We start from the raw sequence: 17,116 nt of genomic DNA on the forward strand, positions 1-17,116 counted from the left end.
CGGTGAAACAACTCCTTTTGGTGTTTTTTGTCTGCAAACTAATTATACCAAAAGAAGGAGCTTGTTTCACCTTTTTTGCGTAATCTGTGGATAATTTATTTTAAGGACTTCTAAGAGCTAATTATCCACATTTTTTACTGTTGATAACTTTGAGTTTTTGCTATTTTAAAAAATGGGGAAACTACTTTTAATTTATGCTTGTAAAATCTTGAGTTTTTTTGTATAATATAATCAAATGTCAATTTAGGAGGTGCAAGAATGAAAGAAGAGGTACAAAAATATATTGATAAAATTAGACCCAGTCTTCAGGCTGACGGTGGAGATGTTGAACTGGTAGAAGTTACTGAAGATGGTGTTGTTAAAGTTAAGCTTTTAGGAGCCTGCAGTGGTTGTCCAATGTCAACCTTAACCATAAAAAATGGTATTGAAAGAACTTTAAAACAAAATGTTGATGGTGTTAAAGAAGTTAAACCTGTATAAGATTTTAACAGATTTAAGTTTTTAACATTTAAATAAAAAGAGTTTAAAAGCATCCTCAAGCTGGGGATGCTTTTTTGTTTAGCAATCACTCTGCCTCTATTCCGTTTCAGCTTCTAAATCTGACTCTTCTTGCTCTGACTTTAATTCTGCTTCTGATATTCCTACTTCTATATCTGAAAAGATTATTTTTTGAATATCCTGTATTGTCTTACTGAGTGCATATTCGGCTTCTAAATATTTTTTGACATTATTGTTAATTTCAATAAAATTCTGCAGGTTTTGAAGTCTTTCCTTATCATCCTCACTCAATTCTTCTCCAGACATTCTTTTACTCTGCATTTCCATCATCAAATTCTGATAATCGAGCAGCATCTTCTTTGAACCTTCTTTTGCCATTACCTTTTTACGAAGTTCAAGATAATTTTGATATTCATCAGAATTTTTTAATTTTCTCTGTAACCTCCGCGCTGTATCATGTACTGACATTAAGATTCCTCCTTCAAAATTTTTATTTCAGCTTTTATTTCCTCATCAATTTCTATTATACCAAATGTATAATTTTTTTCCAGGCGTTTATCTGTTGGTGAACCAGGATTAAAAAATAATTTATCACTTACCTTTTCATTAAAAGGTCTGTGTGTATGACCAAAAACAATAATATCACTATCACCAAAACTGTAGTTTAAACCCTGCAAAATATTTCTACCTCTAAATTGATGACCATGAATAACTGAAATCTTCCTTCCAGCGGTCTCAAAAGTAATTTTATCCTTTAACTTCTGCTGTAACTGATAACTATCTCTGTTGCCGGCAACTGTTTTAACTTCTGCAATAGATTTTAATTTATTTAAAAATCTTAATTCACAGTGATCACCAGCATGAATAATCAAATCAACATTCTTTAGTTCTTCAATTAATTTTTTCGGAAAATCCTGATCTGCACCGGGCAGATGTGTATCTGAAATAACTCCTATCTTCATTTCTATTAAACCTCCATTACTTTGAAAAAAACAGTCGAGCCAGCAGTGGATACTTAATTTCAACTGCATCATAGGAGCACAACTCCTGACAGCAGAAACAGCGAATACATGTTTCTAATTCCACTTCTGGAAAATTATCAACCATTGTAATTGCATTTGGGGGACAATTCTCAGCACAGGTACGGCAGCCCACACACTTATCTTCTTTAAAAACTGGTTTAGGGCGCAGAAATTTTTCTAAAATATCTGACAAAAAAGTGGGCAATTTGGTATCAAATAAATTATTCTCCTTTTCAATTTTGGGAATCTCTACTGCAGCTGGAGCCTGGATTGGATCTCCTCTAAGTTCCAAATTGTCTTTTTGAATAAGCTGATCATCAAGCGCTGCTTTAACAGACGGAACCTTCTCTACTGGATCTATACCCATTAAACTGACAGCTGCCAGATCTAAATAATAAGGAGAAGTAGATGCCAGCAAATAATTAAATTCTTTTGGTCTTCCATTAGAGGGACCATCACCTTCCATTCCCACAACCGCATCCATGATTGTCAAAGCAGGATTAACAAGTCCTGCCAGATCATTTAACATCCGCGAAAAATCTTCTACTGCCTGCATTCTGAGATGATATTCTGCTTTCAGAATCCCTGGAATACACCCAAACAGATTTTTAACTGCACCTGTATACATTGTTAAGCCATGAGTTTTTAGTTTTGGTAGATTAATTATCAAATCAGCATTCTCTAAATATGAAGCCAGCTGAAAAGATTTATTAATCTTACCAGCCTGATATTCATGCTTTCTGGAATCAGTATTATAATTTAATTCCAGATTCTCCTCAGCGGCCAGCTGATAAAGACCAGATTTTTGGTATGCTCTTTTTAGTAATTTTTCATTAAAAGGACCTCCAGGACTGTCAGCAATAACCACTTTTGCTCCAAGTGCTTTAACTTTTTGAGCCAGAACTCTTATAAATTCTGGATTAGTCGTTACTGCAGCCTCAGGAGATTTACCCATTAAAAGATTTGTTTTAAAAACCACTCGATCTCCTTGCTTAACGAAGTTAGCAAGTCCCCCAAGTTCATCTAATAATAAATCAAGTTTGGCAGCCAGTTCTTCCCTTTGATAACCTGCACATTTTTTTGCAGCTACAATAGTCATTTTTTTACCTTCTTTCTGCTCAAGAAAAAATTAAAACCGGCACTAAGGCCGGCTTATTTCTTTAATTTTCTACTTCACTCAATTACTGCCTTTAAAGCATTAACTGAATAAATACCTGATTAAGAAACTTTTTCGCTTTTCTTTTCCTTAGACTTAGTTGCTTTCTTTTTATCCTGATTTACATAAAAATTAGATCCCTTAAAAATTATTCCAGGTGAACCAATAATTCTTTTTACCTCACCACTACATTCCGGACATTCTTCTAAGGCATCATCATTAATATTCTGAAATTCTTCAAATCTACCACACTTTTCACATTCATATAAATATGTCGGCATTTTTATTCCTCCTTCATATCCTTTTTTCTATTTTAATTTTTATTCATTAACAATATTTAGATAACCCCAGTAATTATAAAGCTGAATAAATACAAATAAAGCAGCAATCAACCATTTAGAATAGTAGATAAAATAACCGAGTCCAGCGATTGAGCTAATAATTATTGCCGTCAAAACAAATTTTCGTTTTAATTTAATTTTTAATATCTGCCAGGGGATTAATCCCAGACCAATAAAGACTCCAGAATCAACATTATAAATAAGACCGGCAATTCCAACCAGCAAAAATATAATCAATAAAAATAAGTTCATAATTTAACCTCCAGTTATGGAGTTTCCTGATTCTTGAAATTAAAATATAACTTTATAATAATATATCATAAAATAAAGTGTTTTAGCAAGTTAATAATTTACAGTTTGAGACTGAAAACTAAAGTTTAACGCTGTTTATAGTAGTAATAATTTACTAATTCTAATTTTTTAACTCTAATAAGGCTACAGACTCTATATGATAGGTCTGAGGGAAAAGATCTACAGGCTGAATTTCTACTAATCTATATTTTTCTTTTAAATTCTTTAGATCTCTGGCCTGGGTAGCTGGATTACAGGAAATATAAATAATTTTATTTAGCTCCTTTTTAAGCAGCAGCTGAATAGTTTTCTGATCCAATCCTTTACGGGGCGGGTCAAAGATAATCGAATCAATCTGATTTTTTTCTAGTATCTTTGCCAGTTTATCCTCTACTCTACCCAATTCAAAATCAACATTTTTTACATTATTCAGGCCGGCATTTTCTCTAGCATCTTTAACAGCTGCCTTCAAAGATTCAACAGCATATATTTTTTCCGCTTTATCTGCAAGGTATAAGGCAATACTCCCGGTACCAGAAAAGGCATCAATCACCCTGGAATTGTGAGTATTCCCCAAATATTTTGCTGCGGTATCATATAATTTCTGAGCCTGCATTGTATTAACCTGGAAAAAAGAACGGGCAGAAATTAAATATGCAGTACTGCCAATATATTCAGTAATTTTATTTTCTCCTGCTAAAAGTATATCCTTACTCCCAAAAATAACATTGGTATTTTGAGAGTTTATATTTTGAACTACTCCCTTTAGTTCAGGTATTTTGCGCATCAAAGTCCTGGCTATTAAATTTTTATCTATAAAATCATCTCCATTAGTCACCATGACCAGCAAAGCTTGATTTGTGCAGGTACCTACTCTAATCACCAGATGCCGCAGCAGTCCTTTTAGAGTCTTTTCATTATATACACTCAGTTGAAATTTATTCAGTTCTTCCAGAGTAATTCTTAAAATCCTGTTAATTAAAGGATGCTGAATTAAACAATTATGATTAGGAACAATATCATGACTTCCTCTTTTATAAAATCCAGCTGTTATCTGATCATTATCATCCAGAGCTAATGGAAACTGAGCTTTATTACGATAACGAAAATCATCATCTGCCGCCAGTACCTCATTTAATTTAAAATTATCGATTTCAGCTATCCGATTAATTAGTTGTTTAATATTATTTTGTTTAAATTCCAGTTCTTTTTGATAATTAATATGCTGAAGCTGACAGCCTCCGCATTCATTATAGACCGGACAGGGGGCTTCGGTTCTTCCCTCTCCAGCTTCGATAATTTCTATTAACTCAGCAAAGGCGTAATCCTTTTTAATCTTAGTAATTTTTGCTTTTACCAGATCCCCAGGTAAAGACAGAGAAATAAAAACAGCCATCCCATTTTCTGCTCTGGCAACTCCATCTCCACCGTGGGCTAAATCTTCTATTTTAAAATTTTTAATCTCACCTTTTTTCAAAATTGGCACTCCTCTATCTATTAAAAATAATTCTTAACTTATCCCTATCAAGTTTATCACAAAAAACTCCCGCTTATCAAGCCAGCTTTACAGCTCAATGCTTCTGTGGTAGAATTATTTGATAGAATATTTATGATTTATAAACAAATTGATTTTAAATAACAGTCAAACTTTTATTCAATTTAAAGGAATTTTATAAGGGGGCAGTTCTTTGAACTTTCAGGTTGTCATAACACAAATTATATCATTATTTCTACTCATTGCTGTCGGTTATTTTCTCCGGCGCAGCAAACATTTAGATCAAAAAGAAACCGGTGCTATTTCGAAACTCCTTTTGGATTTGATCCTGCCAGCTATGCTAATTTCTTCACTACAAATCGATATTACTGCAAAAATGCTGGGAGATTTTATTAATTTATTTTTATACTGGATTGCTTTTTATCTGATTCTGATAGTCTTGGCAACAGTTATTACTAAATTATTTCCAATTTCCAGAGATAAAAAAGTAGTTCTTAAATTTTTCCTGATTTTTGGTAATGTTGGATATATGGGTTTACCAGTAATAGATGTAATTTTCCCAGAAAACGGTATCTTTTTTGGCTCAATTGGAGTAGTAGTTTTTAATATCTTTTTATGGACCTATGGAGCCAGCCTTTTTTTACGAAACAATGATAACAAAAAAATTAATCTCAGAGATATCTTTAATAATGGAGTTATTGCCATTATCATTGGTTTATTTTTAATGCTGACTGGAATCAAACTTCCAACTACAATTATGACAGCTGTTGATATGCTGGCAAATGCTACCTTTCCACTTTCAATGCTGGTCATTGGAAGCGGACTGGCTCAGATTAAAATCACTGGAATTTTTAAAGATCTAAATATTATATCTTACTCAGCATTGAAATTATTATTAATACCAGCAGCTGCATTAATGATCTTAAACCTATTCAATATTTCTGATCCTGTTAGAACGATACTTGTATTACAGATTGCAATGCCTGCTGCCGCCAATGGAGTGATTTTTGCTGAAAGATATGAGGGTAATTATATCTTTGCAGCTGAGAGTCTCTTTTTATCAACTTTAATGGCTGCTCTGAGTATCCCACTAATTTCTTATTTAACAACATATTTCAAATAAAAATGGAGGAACCTAAAATGCAAAGTAACTCTCAAAAACTTGGTACAGAGCCAATAATTCCTCTGCTGATGAGGCTTTCAATACCATCAATTATAGCAATGGCTATTCAGGCACTTTATAATGTAGTGGATAGTATTTATGTAGGTCGTATTAGCACCGATGCTCTTTCTGCACTTTCCCTGGCCTTTCCAGTTCAGATTATTCTGATCGGGATCGGAGTCGGAACCGGAGTAGGTGCCAGTTCTTTAATTTCTAGAAGACTGGGAGAGAACAATAATCATGCAGCAGTTAATGCAGCTGAACACAGTATTATGCTTTCTATTTTTTATGGAGTAATAGTTGCTATTCTGGGCTTTTTATTTTCTGATCAAATTTTACAGCTGTTTACAGATAAAGTAAATTTGATTAGAATGGGAAGTGAATACATAAAAATTATTTTAATTGGATCTATAGCTATGTTTTTTCCGATGATTAGTAATAATATTTTACGGGGAGAGGGTAATACATTTACCCCGATGATAGCTATGCTGATTGGCTCAGTCTTAAATATAATTCTTGATCCTTTTTTAATTTTTGGAATCTGGATTTTTCCGGAGATGGGGGTGGCTGGAGCTGCAATTGCAACAGTTGCTGCCAGAATAATCAGCGGTAGTTTTTTAATTTACATTTTACTTTTCAGTAAAAAAAATGAGCTGCAAATTTCTTTGAAGGATTTTTCTTTTGATTTTAAAATAATCAGAGATATTTATATAGTTGGATTCCCGGCAATGGTAATGCAATTTTTGGCCAGTTTTATGCTCGGAGGTATGAATAAAATTCTGGCCGGTTTTGGCAGTACTGCAATTGCAGCGGCAGGTATTTATTTTAGACTGCAGTCTTTTGTTTTTATGCCTGTTTTTGGTCTCAATCAGGGTTATATGCCGATTATGGGGTATAACTATGGACACAATAATCCCGAAAGAATGAAAAAGACTTTTAAGTCTGCTCTTCTTGTCGCAATCACCTTTACAACAACAGGTTTTATAATTTTTCAAACCGTACCAGGTCTACTAATTAAAATGTTTAACAGCGATCCTGAACTTCTCCGAATTGGTACAAATGCTCTAAAAAAAATAAGTATTGCTTTTCCTGTTATTGGACCTGCAATTATTATTTCAACTACTTTTCAGGCACTGGGTAATGGCTTTCCCAGCCTCATCTTTTCATTTTTAAGGCAAATTGTTGTTTTACTACCCGTAATGTATTTATTGGGGCATTATTTCGGTTTAGAATATCTCTGGTTTGCTTTTCCAATTTCAGAAGCTGCCAGTATTTTGCCAGCTTCAATCTGGTTACGGTTAAAATTTAGAAGTATTTTTGCCAGAATGGAAAAAAGAAAAACATGAATCCTAAATAGTTTTTATTAATAACTGACTATCAGATTTTAATTATATTCATTAAAGCAACTATAAAACCCCGGCAAGATTAAATTAATCTTTGACCGGGGTTTAACTAAAACTTTATTTTATTACTTAAATAAATAAGCTCATGTTAGATTCGTCTGCTGAGCCCAAGAAAGTTGCCACGCCTCCAACTTCAACTCCGGAAATTAATTCTTCTTTTTTAATTCCCAGCATATCCATTGTCATCTGACAGGCAACAAGTCTAACTCCATTTTCCACCGCATTTTCGATCAATTCTTCTAGAGAGTCAACACCTTTTTTCTCCATAATACCTCGAATCATCTTTGGTCCAATTCCCATCATATTCATATTTGAAAGTGGCAGATTTTTACTACCCTGAGGCATCATTTTAGCAAACATTTTTTCCATCATACTCTTATCCGCATTGACCGGGCCATCTTTTCTTAAAATATTTAAACCCCAGAATGTAAAGAATAAAGTTACCTGATTACCCATTGCAGCTGCTCCATTGGCAATTATAAATGATGCTATAGCTTTGTCCAGTTCACCACTGAAAACAACCATCGTTTTTCCTTTTTGAACTGATTGAGCAGCAGTATTCTGAACCATTTCTGCCTGCTGGCCTTGATTATACTGGCCTTTTAAAAGAGTAACCTCTATTTTATCGGCAAGTTCTTCTATTCTTAGAACAGTATTACCAGTGTTTTTAGCCCAGGCTTTAATATCCTGCATAAATCCAGGATCAGTTGCTGTTACCTCCAGCATATCTCCATTTTCCATTGTCTCCATCTTTTTATATACCTGCATAATTGGTCCCGGACACTGCAGTCCACAGGCATCCAGTTCTACCACTGTACCTTTGCCATATTTTAACATGTCTTTAGCAGCAAGATTTGCTTCTTCCGGACTTTCTGCAGAATTATAATTTGCTTCAGCCGGATCCTCAATAACCTGTTCCTGATCATCTTTAACAGCCTTGTATAGTTTATAACCACCACTTAAATTGCGGACTTTACTAAAACCATTCTGGTTTAATATTCGGGCAGCTATATATCCCCTTAAGCCTATAGCACAGTAGACGATATACTCCTTTTGGGGATCAAGCTGATCTAAATTATCTCGTAAATCATTTAGCGGAATATTAATTGAATTATCAATACTTCCCAGCTGTGTTTCTACTTCTTCGCGAATATCGAGAATTACTGTCTGCTCTGGATCAATATTTTCTAGTTCCTGCCAGTAAGCTGGCTCAACCAGACCATTTAAAATATTACCTGCAGCAAAACCTGCCATATTTACTGGATCTTTAGCTGAACCAAATGGTGGTGCATAAGCAAGTTCTAGCTCCTGGAGATCATAAATATCCATTTCCTGTCTAACTGCTGTAGCCAGAACATCAATTCTTTTATCAACTCCATCATAACCTGCAATTTGAGCTCCCAGTATCCTGCCGTTATCCGGAGCAAAAATTAATTTGATCATCATCGGTACTGCCCCTGGATAATAACCGGCATGATTATTAGAATTTGTATGAACAACCTGATAATCCCATTTTAGATCTTTAAGTGTCTTTTCGGAAACCCCTGTGGAAGCAATTGTTAAATCAAAGGCTTTAGCAATTGAAGTTCCCTGAGTTCCCTTGTATGTCTCTTTCCTTCCACAAATATTATCAGCAGCTATTCGACCCTGTTTATTAGCAGGTCCAGCAAGAGGAATTCTAACCGACCTGTCTGTCACCAGATCTTTAACTTCTATAGCATCACCAATAGCATAAATACTGGGATCTGAAGTTTGAAGATATTCATTTACTTTAATTCCTTTACTGCTTCCAATTTCAAGCCCCGCCTCTTCTGCCAGTTCAGTTCTTGGATTTACTCCAATAGACAAAATAACAAGATCAGTTTTTACAGTTCTACCACTCTGTAATTTTACTATTTTCCTTCCATCCGCTTCTTCAACAGCAGTTATGCCATCTCCTAAATGCAGATCAATACCTTTGGTTCTAAGATGATTATGAAGCATTGCAGCCATTTCATAGTCAAGTGATCCCATTAACTGATCCATCATCTCTACAACTGAAACTTCTATTCCTCTTTCATGAAGATTTTCAGCCATTTCCAGACCAATAAAACCTCCACCTACTACTACAGCCCGGCTAGGTTTTTTTTCATCTACAAAATTCTTTATTTTATCTGTATCCGGAATATTTCTAAGTGTAAAAACTTCAGGTAAATCAAGGCCAGGCAGTGGTGGTTTAATAGGTTCTGCGCCGGGAGATAGAACAAGTTTATCATAACTCTCCTGATATACTTCATTACTCTGGAGATCCTTAATTTCTACTACTTTTGCCTCCCGATTAATTTTAACAGCTTCATGCTGAATTCTAACGTCAATATCAAATCTCTCCTCCATAGATTGAGGAGTCTGAACCAATAGCTTCTCTCTTTCTTTTATAACCTCACCAATATGATAAGGTAAACCACAGTTGGCAAAAGAGATATGCTTTCCTTTCTCTAACATTATTATTTCAATATCTTCATCCATTCTTCGTAGCCGGGCTGCAGTACTTGCTCCTCCTGCAACTCCACCTACTATAACTACTTTCTTAGGCATTATTATCCTCCTAATTATTTTTTAATAAACTTTTACTAATAACTTTAATTTATTTGTTTACTTTAAAATCCTGAAGTACATTTATAATATCCATAGCTTTTTTATTAACAACATAATAATTTCTCTCCAGACCATTTCTTTCACTATTTAAGATATTAGCTTCTCTTAATTTAGCAAGATGCTGAGATAGTGTTGACTGAGGAATATTCAGACACTGCTGCATTTCGGAAACATTACAGCCTTCTTCAGCCATTAGTCCTTTAACAATTATCAATCTTACTGGATGAGCAAGCGCTTTTAATAACTCTGCTTCTTCTTCCAATATATCTCCGTGTTCTTTTAAAATTTCTTTTCCCTCTTCACCTGTGAAAAAAGGCATTTTTTTACCTCCAATCTTAATTTGTATTGCATTATTTAAATAATACGATATAGTGAATAAAATGTCAAGCTATTTTAAGAATTATTTAACAAAGCAGCTTAAAATAAATTTTCCAGCTAAAATATAAGGTGGCCAAAAATGGCCACCTGGATTTATACCTTAATTTTATTGATGATTAACTACTGGACAGGTTGTTGAATTCCAGGCAGTCAAACCTCCTAATACTACCCACTGGTTAGTATAACCTGCATTTTTTAATAAACTTGCTGCTGTCATTGACCTCAAACCACTACCGCAGAAAATATATATTGGCTTATTTTTAGGCAGCTGATTATAATTTTCAGGCAGCTGGGTTAAATGAATATGTTCTGCATACTTAATTTCTCCCTCTTCTTCGAGCTCATCCTCAGAGCGAATATCAAGAATAAACCAGTCATCAGAGTCATTATCCAGCAATTTACAAAGTTTATCAACAGTAACCGTATTAATCGCTTCACTATTCCTGCCGGTCATATGCCATTTAATAATTCCCCCTCCTAAATAGCCAAGAATATTATCATAACCAGTTCTATATAAATGCTTGATCGCTTCTTTAGGATATTCACCTTCAGTTACCAGTAAAATCCTGGCTCCAGTTGGAATAAACCAACCGACAAAACTTGGAAGATTTTGTAGAGGAATAGAAATTGAACCTGGTAGATGTGCAGATGCATAACTGACTTCTGTTCTTACATCTATAATATAAGTATTATCATCTTCCATAGCCTCAGTAAACTGAGCAGCTGAAAGAGCAGCTGGCTGCTGATAGTTAGCCAAAAGTTCCTGTCTGGTTAAATTCGATTCTTCCATATTTTTAAAATAAGGAGGATATTCCAACATTTCGCCAACAAGATTAATAAATTCTTCTTTATTTTTAACCTGAAGTTTAGGGTTTAACTTCTTTTCTATACCAAGAGTTGTCCATTCTCTATCAGAAATTGCTGAAGCACAGACCGAACCAGCACCATGAGCAGGACAGAGAATAACTTCATCTCCCAAAGGCAGTATTTTATTGAAAATAGAATCATATAACCAGCTTCCTGTCTTCTCCAAATTCTCCTCACCCAGAAAATCAATTCTGCCAACATCTCCAGCAAAAAGTGCATCTCCGGTAAAGACCATCCAGGGTTCTCCCTCATAACCATATAGAAGATAGGACATTGAACCAGGAGTGTGTCCGGGTGTATGCATTGCTTTAAACTTTAAACTCCCAACCTTAAACTCCTGGCCATCCTCAACAGCTTTGCCATACTGATAATCCAGCATCCGATCTGCATGCCAAATTTCAGCTCCAGTTTTTACTTTTAATTCATTTGAGCCAACTATATAATCTTCATTACGATGAGTCTCAAAAACTTTAGTAATCTTATATCCTGCTTCTACAGCTTTTTCTAAGTAAATATCAATGTCTCTTCTGGGATCAATCACCACAGCCTCACTACCATCACCAATTAAATATGAAATATGAGCAAGTCCTGGTGATTTTATTTTTTCAAATAACATAAATAACCACTCCATTTTTGTAATTTTATTCTAAATCTCTAACCCAAAAGCCCAGACTCTCTAACTTAAAAGCCTATACTCTCCAGCCAGAATAAAAAGATAATAATTACAGTAGTCAGGGGAATAATAATTTTCCAGTGATTAATTTTAAAAAGCTCGGGAAAAGTATTAAACTTGAATTTATTTTTCTCTATAAAATCACTATATTTTTCATAAAAAGCTGCAAAAATAAAGGAACCAGTAAAAATCCCTAGCAGCCCGGGGATAAGGGCGTCAATACTCCCCTGACCAATAGCACCAGCAATTGTACCCGGACAGTAACCAAGCAGAGCAAAACCTGCTCCAAAAATTAAACTTCCAGAAATTGTACGCCGCAAGGAACCGGACTTAGGTTTAAGTACAACAAGCCCTCTATCGCTTAAAAAATAAACTCCCAGCATTCCAACAACTATTGCAGTTAAAATTATCCTGGCTACCGTAAAATCTTCTAAAAGAAGCTGACCGACTAAAACATTATAATCAGTTACTCCACCTCGCTGAAGCAGAAAACCAAAAAATATTCCGGTACCCAGTCCCTTAATTAATCTAAGTTTGCTTTCCATATCTTTCCACCTGCCTCAATTAAAAAATTAAAAATGCAGTTATAGCTCCCCCAACAAAAAATCCGACTAAACTAATCCAGCTGGCAATACTTAACTGAAAAGTTCCACTTATACCGTGCCCACTTGTACAGCCGCCTGCCAGACGAGCCCCAAAGCCCAGGAAAATACCTCCAGTAAAAGCTGAAAAAATTCTGCCGATTAGATTCTGATTTAAAATTGACTCAAATTCTGTTTGAGGTAGAAAAGCCAGATTAAACTCTCCAGAAAGAACTGCGGAAATAAAACTTCCGATTACAATTCCAATTACCAGCATTGACTGCCATTCGAGTTCAGGTTTATATTTCTGATAATACTTCCAATCATAAACTTTTTCTCCCAGGAAAAGAGCCCCCAATTTTGCAGACCCTCTGGCAAATGAGGTAGAGGTGCCGAGGGCTTTCCTGGAAATTATAAAGGAAAACCAGCTTAAAACTCCAATTAATGTCCCCACAAGATAGGGTGACCAACTGTCAGCAAAAATAAACTTAATCATTAGAAACCAACTCCTTTTTCCCAGTAAATTTATTTAAACTGTTTGTTAGTACCATATTCCAGACAAAAAGCATAATTCCTCCAATAAAGATAAATTAATGTTTTAAGATATCGATAAAAGATTTTGTTATTTCTGCTGTAATTCCCCAGATAACTCGTCCCTGATAGCGGTAAAAATAAATTTGATAATCACCCTGTCTGGGGTTATACTTTTCTCCCTGTGGTAGAAGATGATAGGGGAAATCTTGATCAAATTCACTTTTTAAAACTGCTGCATACTTTTCCACCTGATGATTCAAAAAAAATTTTAAGGGAACTGTAAAAATTTCCTCAACTTCGTAATTATTAACCCCGATTTCTTCAATTGAATTCACATTTATTTTACCAACAAAAGCATAAATTATAAAATTAAATGGTGTTATTAAATAATCTGTTTCTCCCAAAAGTTCAATTTTTGTTTCTGGAATCAAAAGCTCTTCACTACATTCTCTAACAGCAGCCTGAGAGAATTCCTCCCCTCTCTCAATTCTTCCTCCTGGAAAAGATACTTCTCCTGGCTGAGTGTTTAAATTCTTAGATCGCAGCTCATAAATTAAATGTATCTCACCATCAATCTCAACTAAAGGAATTAAAACTGAAAAATAATGCTGTATTCTGGTCGGTCCGGGTATTCTATTCTGAATCTTCGCTTTTATATTTTCAATATTCAAAAAAATCACCCTTAAAAATAATATTAATCTATTTTTTAATAATTTTACTGGCCTCCAAAAATGCAGCTTTCCGGAGACCAGTAAATAAGCTATTTATTAGTTATTGAATTAAATTCTATTTAATCCATCAATTTATCCCTCAACATCTGATTTACCAGACCAGGATTGGCCTTACCTCTTGTTTCTTTCATTACCTGTCCTACTAAAAATCCTATTGCTCTATCCTTACCACTCTGAACATCTTCTACTGCATCTGGATTAGCTTCAATAATTCCATCAACAATATTTTCTAATTCATCTTCATCACTAATCTGTTTTAGACCCTCGCTCTCTACAATAGTCTCAGGATCATTACCACTGTTATACATTTTTTCAAAAACTTCTTTGGCAATTTTACCGCTGATAACATCCTGATCAATCAGCTTCAGCATTTTTGCCAGATTCAGTGGAGTAACACCAGACTCAAATGGTGAATGATTATTTTCATTCAATAATCTCAAAAATTCTCCCATCATCCAGTTACTTAAGTTTTTAGGGTCAGTATAGTCTTTAAGAACCTCTTCAAAGAAAACTGCCATATCTTTGTCTCCTGTCAGCACACCTGCATCATACTCAGGCAGCCCCAGTTCGGAAACAAAGCGCTTATACTTTTCTCGCGGCAGTTCTGGAATTTCTTTACGCATTTCTTCTTTCCAGGCTTCATCAATTTCTAGAGGAACTAAATCAGGCTCAGGGAAGTAGCGATAATCATGTGCTTCTTCTTTACCACGCATGGAGATTGTCTTATTTAAAGACTCATCCCAGGTTCTAGTTTCCTGAACAACTTCCCCACCTTCTTCCAGAATTTCACGCTGTCTTTTAACCTCATATTCTAAACCCTTTTCTACTGCACTGAAAGAGTTCATGTTTTTCAACTCTGCTTTAGTGCCAAATTCTTCCTGTCCTACAGGCCGCAGGGACACATTGGCATCACAGCGTAGAGAGCCTTCTTCCATATTGCAGTCAGAAATCTCAAGATACTCCATGATCATTTTTAGCTCAGTTAAATAAGCCCTTGCCTGAGCAGGAGTTCTCATATCAGGTTCACTAACAATTTCAATGAGAGGAACTCCGGTACGATTATAATCTACCAGACTACCTTTAGATTTATCAATACTCCCCTCATGGATCAATTTACCTGCATCTTCCTCTAAATGAACTCTGGTGACTCCAATATTAAAGATACCCTCATCAGTTTCAATTTCAATTTTACCGTCTTCTGCAACTGGCAGATCAAATTGAGAAATCTGGTAGGCCTTTGGCAGATCTGGATAGAAATAATTTTTGCGATCAAATTTAGAGTATTCAGCAATATCACAATTTAGAGCTAAACCTGCCATAATTGCATAATCTACCGCTTTTTTATTTAATACCGGCAGAGTTCCAGGTAATCCCAGACATACCGGACATGTATTTTCATTGGGTTCTTTGCCAAATTCTGTGCTGCAGCCGCAGAAAATCTTAGAATCTGTATTTAGCTGTACATGGACTTCAAGTCCAATTACTGTTTCATATTTAGTGGACATTTTTTCACCTCTCTTAAGTATTTATAATTCCGCTCTTTTATTGCTAATATCTAATAATTTTTCCAGCGTATAAGCTGCCTGAATAATTTTCCCCTCACCAAAGTGAGGTCCAATTAACTGCAGCCCTATTGGCATTTCTTTGCTGTCAAAGCCACAGGGTACAGACATTGCTGGCACACCGGCAATATTAATTGGTACTGTAAAGATATCTGTATAATACATTTCTAGCGGATCACTATTTGATCCCAGTTCAATAGCTGTTGTCGGTGCCGTAGGAGTAATAATTAGATCGAAATCATTGAAAATACGGTCAAAATCATCCTTAATCAGAGTTCTAACCTTCTGAGCTTTAAGATAATAAGCATCATAGTAACCTGAACTTAAGGCATAAGTACCAATCATTATTCTTCTTTTTACTTCATCACCAAAACCCTCATGTCTGGTGTTCGTAAACATTTCACTAATATCAGCAGCATGTTCACTGCGCAGACCATAACGAACCCCATCATAACGAGCCAAGTTAGAACTGGCCTCTGCTGGAGCAATTACGTAATAAGCTGCCAGAGCATAAGAAGCATCTGTCATATGTACCGTTTCCACTTCAGCTCCCGCTTCTTTAAGCTTTTCTACTGCTGATAGTACACTTTCTTTAACATCTTTATCAAAATCTAAATTAAAGTATTCTTCTGGAATACCAATCTTCATACCACTGACATCTTCTTTAAGATATTCAGTATAGTCTTCTTTTTTGCCTTCAATAGATGTAGAATCTTTTGGATCATGACCTGCAATTACATTCATCAAAATTGCACTGTCTTCAACATCCTTTGTAATAGGGCCAATTTGATCCAAAGAAGAAGCAAAAGCTACCAGCCCATAACGAGAAACCATACCATAAGTAGGCTTTAAACCTACTACTCCACAATAAGACGCAGGTTGTCTAATTGAACCACCTGTATCAGATCCCAGAGCTGCTGCACATTCGCCTGCTGCAACTGCTGCTGCTGATCCTCCACTGGATCCACCGGGAGCTCGATCTAAATTCCAGGGGTTATGGGTGTTGAAAAAGGCAGAGTTTTCGGTTGAAGATCCCATAGCAAACTCATCCATATTGGTTTTTCCCATAATAACTGCTCCAGCTTCGTTTAATTTTTTCACAGCTGTTGCATCATAGGGTGGTTTATAATTTTCCAGCATTTTTGAAGCACAGCTGGTTTTTATGCCATCTGTTGACATATTATCCTTAACTGCAATTGGAATCCCAGCTAAAAGACCATCCTTCTTATTTTCATAGTCTGCTAGCCCATTTTCTGCAAGCTGATCAGTTACTGTAATATAAGACTTTACTCTATCTTCTACATCATTAATTCTATCTGCAAAAGCTTTTTTAATTTCTGCAGGAGTCATTTCTCCGGCAGCAATTTTATCTTTTAGTTCATGAATTGTTAAATCATAAATATTCATTTTATTATCTTACCTCCTTAACTGCTTAATCTGACATAATTTTTGGTGCTCTAAACTGCCCATCTTTTTTATCCGGCGCATTGGCCAGTGATTTTTCACGCGGAAGTGACTCCTGAACCTCATCTTTACGCAGTACATTTTTCATGGGTACTGTATACGCTGTTGGTACAACATCATCTGTATCCAGTTCACTCAGCTTATCAACATAATCAAGTATTTCACCAATCTGTTCTGTATACTTTTCTTTTTCTTCCTCATCAAGTTTAAGCTGTGCTAAACCTGCTGCATACTCTACATCTTTTTTATCAATCATTTATATTTCCTCCTCACTTTAGGATAATTTTATAATCTATTTAAAATTCTAATCTTAAATGATTAGCA

The 17,116-nt window shown here is 35.2% G+C and carries 18 protein-coding genes; 3 read left to right on the top strand and 15 right to left on the bottom strand.

Annotation, left to right across the window (positions count from 1 at the left end):
* The first annotated feature begins 258 nt into the window (after positions 1 to 258).
* Positions 259 to 480 (top strand): NifU family protein, encoded by a 222-nt coding sequence (locus DFR80_RS10300; protein ID WP_076544836.1) that lies wholly within the window; start codon positions 259 to 261, stop codon positions 478 to 480.
* A 96-nt stretch (positions 481 to 576) separates the two neighbouring features.
* On the opposite strand, the gene DFR80_RS10305 is transcribed toward DFR80_RS10300, so the two are convergent.
* From DFR80_RS10305 to rlmD, 6 genes are all read right to left on the bottom strand, one after another.
* Complete coding sequence (locus DFR80_RS10305) at positions 577 to 966, bottom strand: YlbF family regulator (protein ID WP_114489916.1); 390 nt, start codon at positions 964 to 966, stop codon at positions 577 to 579.
* On the bottom strand, positions 966 to 1,460 hold the full coding sequence (locus DFR80_RS10310) for a metallophosphoesterase family protein (RefSeq protein WP_114489947.1): 495 nt from the start codon (positions 1,458 to 1,460) through the stop codon (positions 966 to 968). The genes DFR80_RS10305 and DFR80_RS10310 overlap by 1 nt, the downstream gene beginning before the upstream one ends.
* A gap of 16 nt (positions 1,461 to 1,476) precedes the next feature.
* Positions 1,477 to 2,619 (bottom strand): DUF362 domain-containing protein, encoded by a 1,143-nt coding sequence (locus tag DFR80_RS10315; protein ID WP_114489917.1) that lies wholly within the window; start codon positions 2,617 to 2,619, stop codon positions 1,477 to 1,479.
* Positions 2,620 to 2,738: 119 nt separating this feature from the next.
* Positions 2,739 to 2,957 carry an FmdB family zinc ribbon protein gene (locus DFR80_RS10320; RefSeq protein WP_114489918.1) on the bottom strand — a complete coding sequence of 73 codons (219 nt, stop codon included), beginning with the start codon at positions 2,955 to 2,957 and terminating at the stop codon, positions 2,739 to 2,741.
* Between the two features lie 39 nt (positions 2,958 to 2,996).
* Positions 2,997 to 3,269, bottom strand: coding sequence for a hypothetical protein (locus tag DFR80_RS10325; protein WP_114489919.1), 273 nt, complete (start codon positions 3,267 to 3,269; stop codon positions 2,997 to 2,999).
* A gap of 160 nt (positions 3,270 to 3,429) precedes the next feature.
* Positions 3,430 to 4,794: a 23S rRNA (uracil(1939)-C(5))-methyltransferase RlmD gene (gene rlmD / locus DFR80_RS10330; protein ID WP_233493819.1), complete on the bottom strand. Its 1,365-nt coding sequence runs from the start codon at positions 4,792 to 4,794 to the stop codon at positions 3,430 to 3,432.
* Positions 4,795 to 4,996: 202 nt separating this feature from the next.
* Between rlmD and DFR80_RS10335 the strand changes: the two genes are divergently transcribed.
* Together DFR80_RS10335 and DFR80_RS10340 are read left to right on the top strand one after the other, a co-directional pair.
* Complete coding sequence (locus DFR80_RS10335) at positions 4,997 to 5,926, top strand: AEC family transporter (RefSeq protein ID WP_076544829.1); 930 nt, start codon at positions 4,997 to 4,999, stop codon at positions 5,924 to 5,926.
* A gap of 17 nt (positions 5,927 to 5,943) precedes the next feature.
* Entirely contained in the window at positions 5,944 to 7,311 is a 1,368-nt protein-coding gene (locus tag DFR80_RS10340) for an MATE family efflux transporter (protein ID WP_114489921.1), read from the top strand.
* Positions 7,312 to 7,437: 126 nt separating this feature from the next.
* Here DFR80_RS10340 and DFR80_RS10345 read toward each other — a convergent pair whose 3' ends face one another.
* The 9 genes from DFR80_RS10345 to gatC all read right to left on the bottom strand — a co-directional run bounded on the left by DFR80_RS10345 (position 7,438) and on the right by gatC (position 17,048).
* On the bottom strand, positions 7,438 to 9,942 hold the full coding sequence (locus DFR80_RS10345; protein ID WP_114489922.1) for a CoA-disulfide reductase: 2,505 nt from the start codon (positions 9,940 to 9,942) through the stop codon (positions 7,438 to 7,440).
* Between the two features lie 49 nt (positions 9,943 to 9,991).
* Positions 9,992 to 10,321, bottom strand: coding sequence for a helix-turn-helix transcriptional regulator (locus DFR80_RS10350; protein ID WP_084566130.1), 330 nt, complete (start codon positions 10,319 to 10,321; stop codon positions 9,992 to 9,994).
* A gap of 165 nt (positions 10,322 to 10,486) precedes the next feature.
* A complete protein-coding gene (locus DFR80_RS10355) occupies positions 10,487 to 11,863 on the bottom strand; it encodes a rhodanese-like domain-containing protein (RefSeq protein WP_076544826.1) in 1,377 nt (458 codons plus the stop codon).
* Between the two features lie 65 nt (positions 11,864 to 11,928).
* Entirely contained in the window at positions 11,929 to 12,465 is a 537-nt protein-coding gene (locus DFR80_RS10360; protein ID WP_114489923.1) for a DUF6691 family protein, read from the bottom strand.
* 19 nt (positions 12,466 to 12,484) lie between these two features.
* On the bottom strand, positions 12,485 to 12,997 hold the full coding sequence (locus tag DFR80_RS10365; RefSeq protein ID WP_114489924.1) for a YeeE/YedE thiosulfate transporter family protein: 513 nt from the start codon (positions 12,995 to 12,997) through the stop codon (positions 12,485 to 12,487).
* A 94-nt stretch (positions 12,998 to 13,091) separates the two neighbouring features.
* On the bottom strand, positions 13,092 to 13,715 hold the full coding sequence (locus tag DFR80_RS10370; RefSeq protein ID WP_233493821.1) for a CoA pyrophosphatase: 624 nt from the start codon (positions 13,713 to 13,715) through the stop codon (positions 13,092 to 13,094).
* Between the two features lie 110 nt (positions 13,716 to 13,825).
* Positions 13,826 to 15,271 (bottom strand): Asp-tRNA(Asn)/Glu-tRNA(Gln) amidotransferase subunit GatB, encoded by a 1,446-nt coding sequence (gene gatB / locus DFR80_RS10375; RefSeq protein WP_114489926.1) that lies wholly within the window; start codon positions 15,269 to 15,271, stop codon positions 13,826 to 13,828.
* Positions 15,272 to 15,292: 21 nt separating this feature from the next.
* On the bottom strand, positions 15,293 to 16,735 hold the full coding sequence (gatA, locus tag DFR80_RS10380) for an Asp-tRNA(Asn)/Glu-tRNA(Gln) amidotransferase subunit GatA (protein ID WP_114489927.1): 1,443 nt from the start codon (positions 16,733 to 16,735) through the stop codon (positions 15,293 to 15,295).
* Positions 16,736 to 16,760: 25 nt separating this feature from the next.
* Positions 16,761 to 17,048 (bottom strand): Asp-tRNA(Asn)/Glu-tRNA(Gln) amidotransferase subunit GatC, encoded by a 288-nt coding sequence (gene gatC, locus DFR80_RS10385; protein WP_076544820.1) that lies wholly within the window; start codon positions 17,046 to 17,048, stop codon positions 16,761 to 16,763.
* Positions 17,049 to 17,116 lie beyond the last annotated feature (68 nt).

This window comes from Halanaerobium sp. ST460_2HS_T2 (genome assembly GCF_003337665.1).
GTDB classification, from domain to species: Bacteria; Bacillota; Halanaerobiia; order Halanaerobiales; family Halanaerobiaceae; genus Halanaerobium; species Halanaerobium kushneri.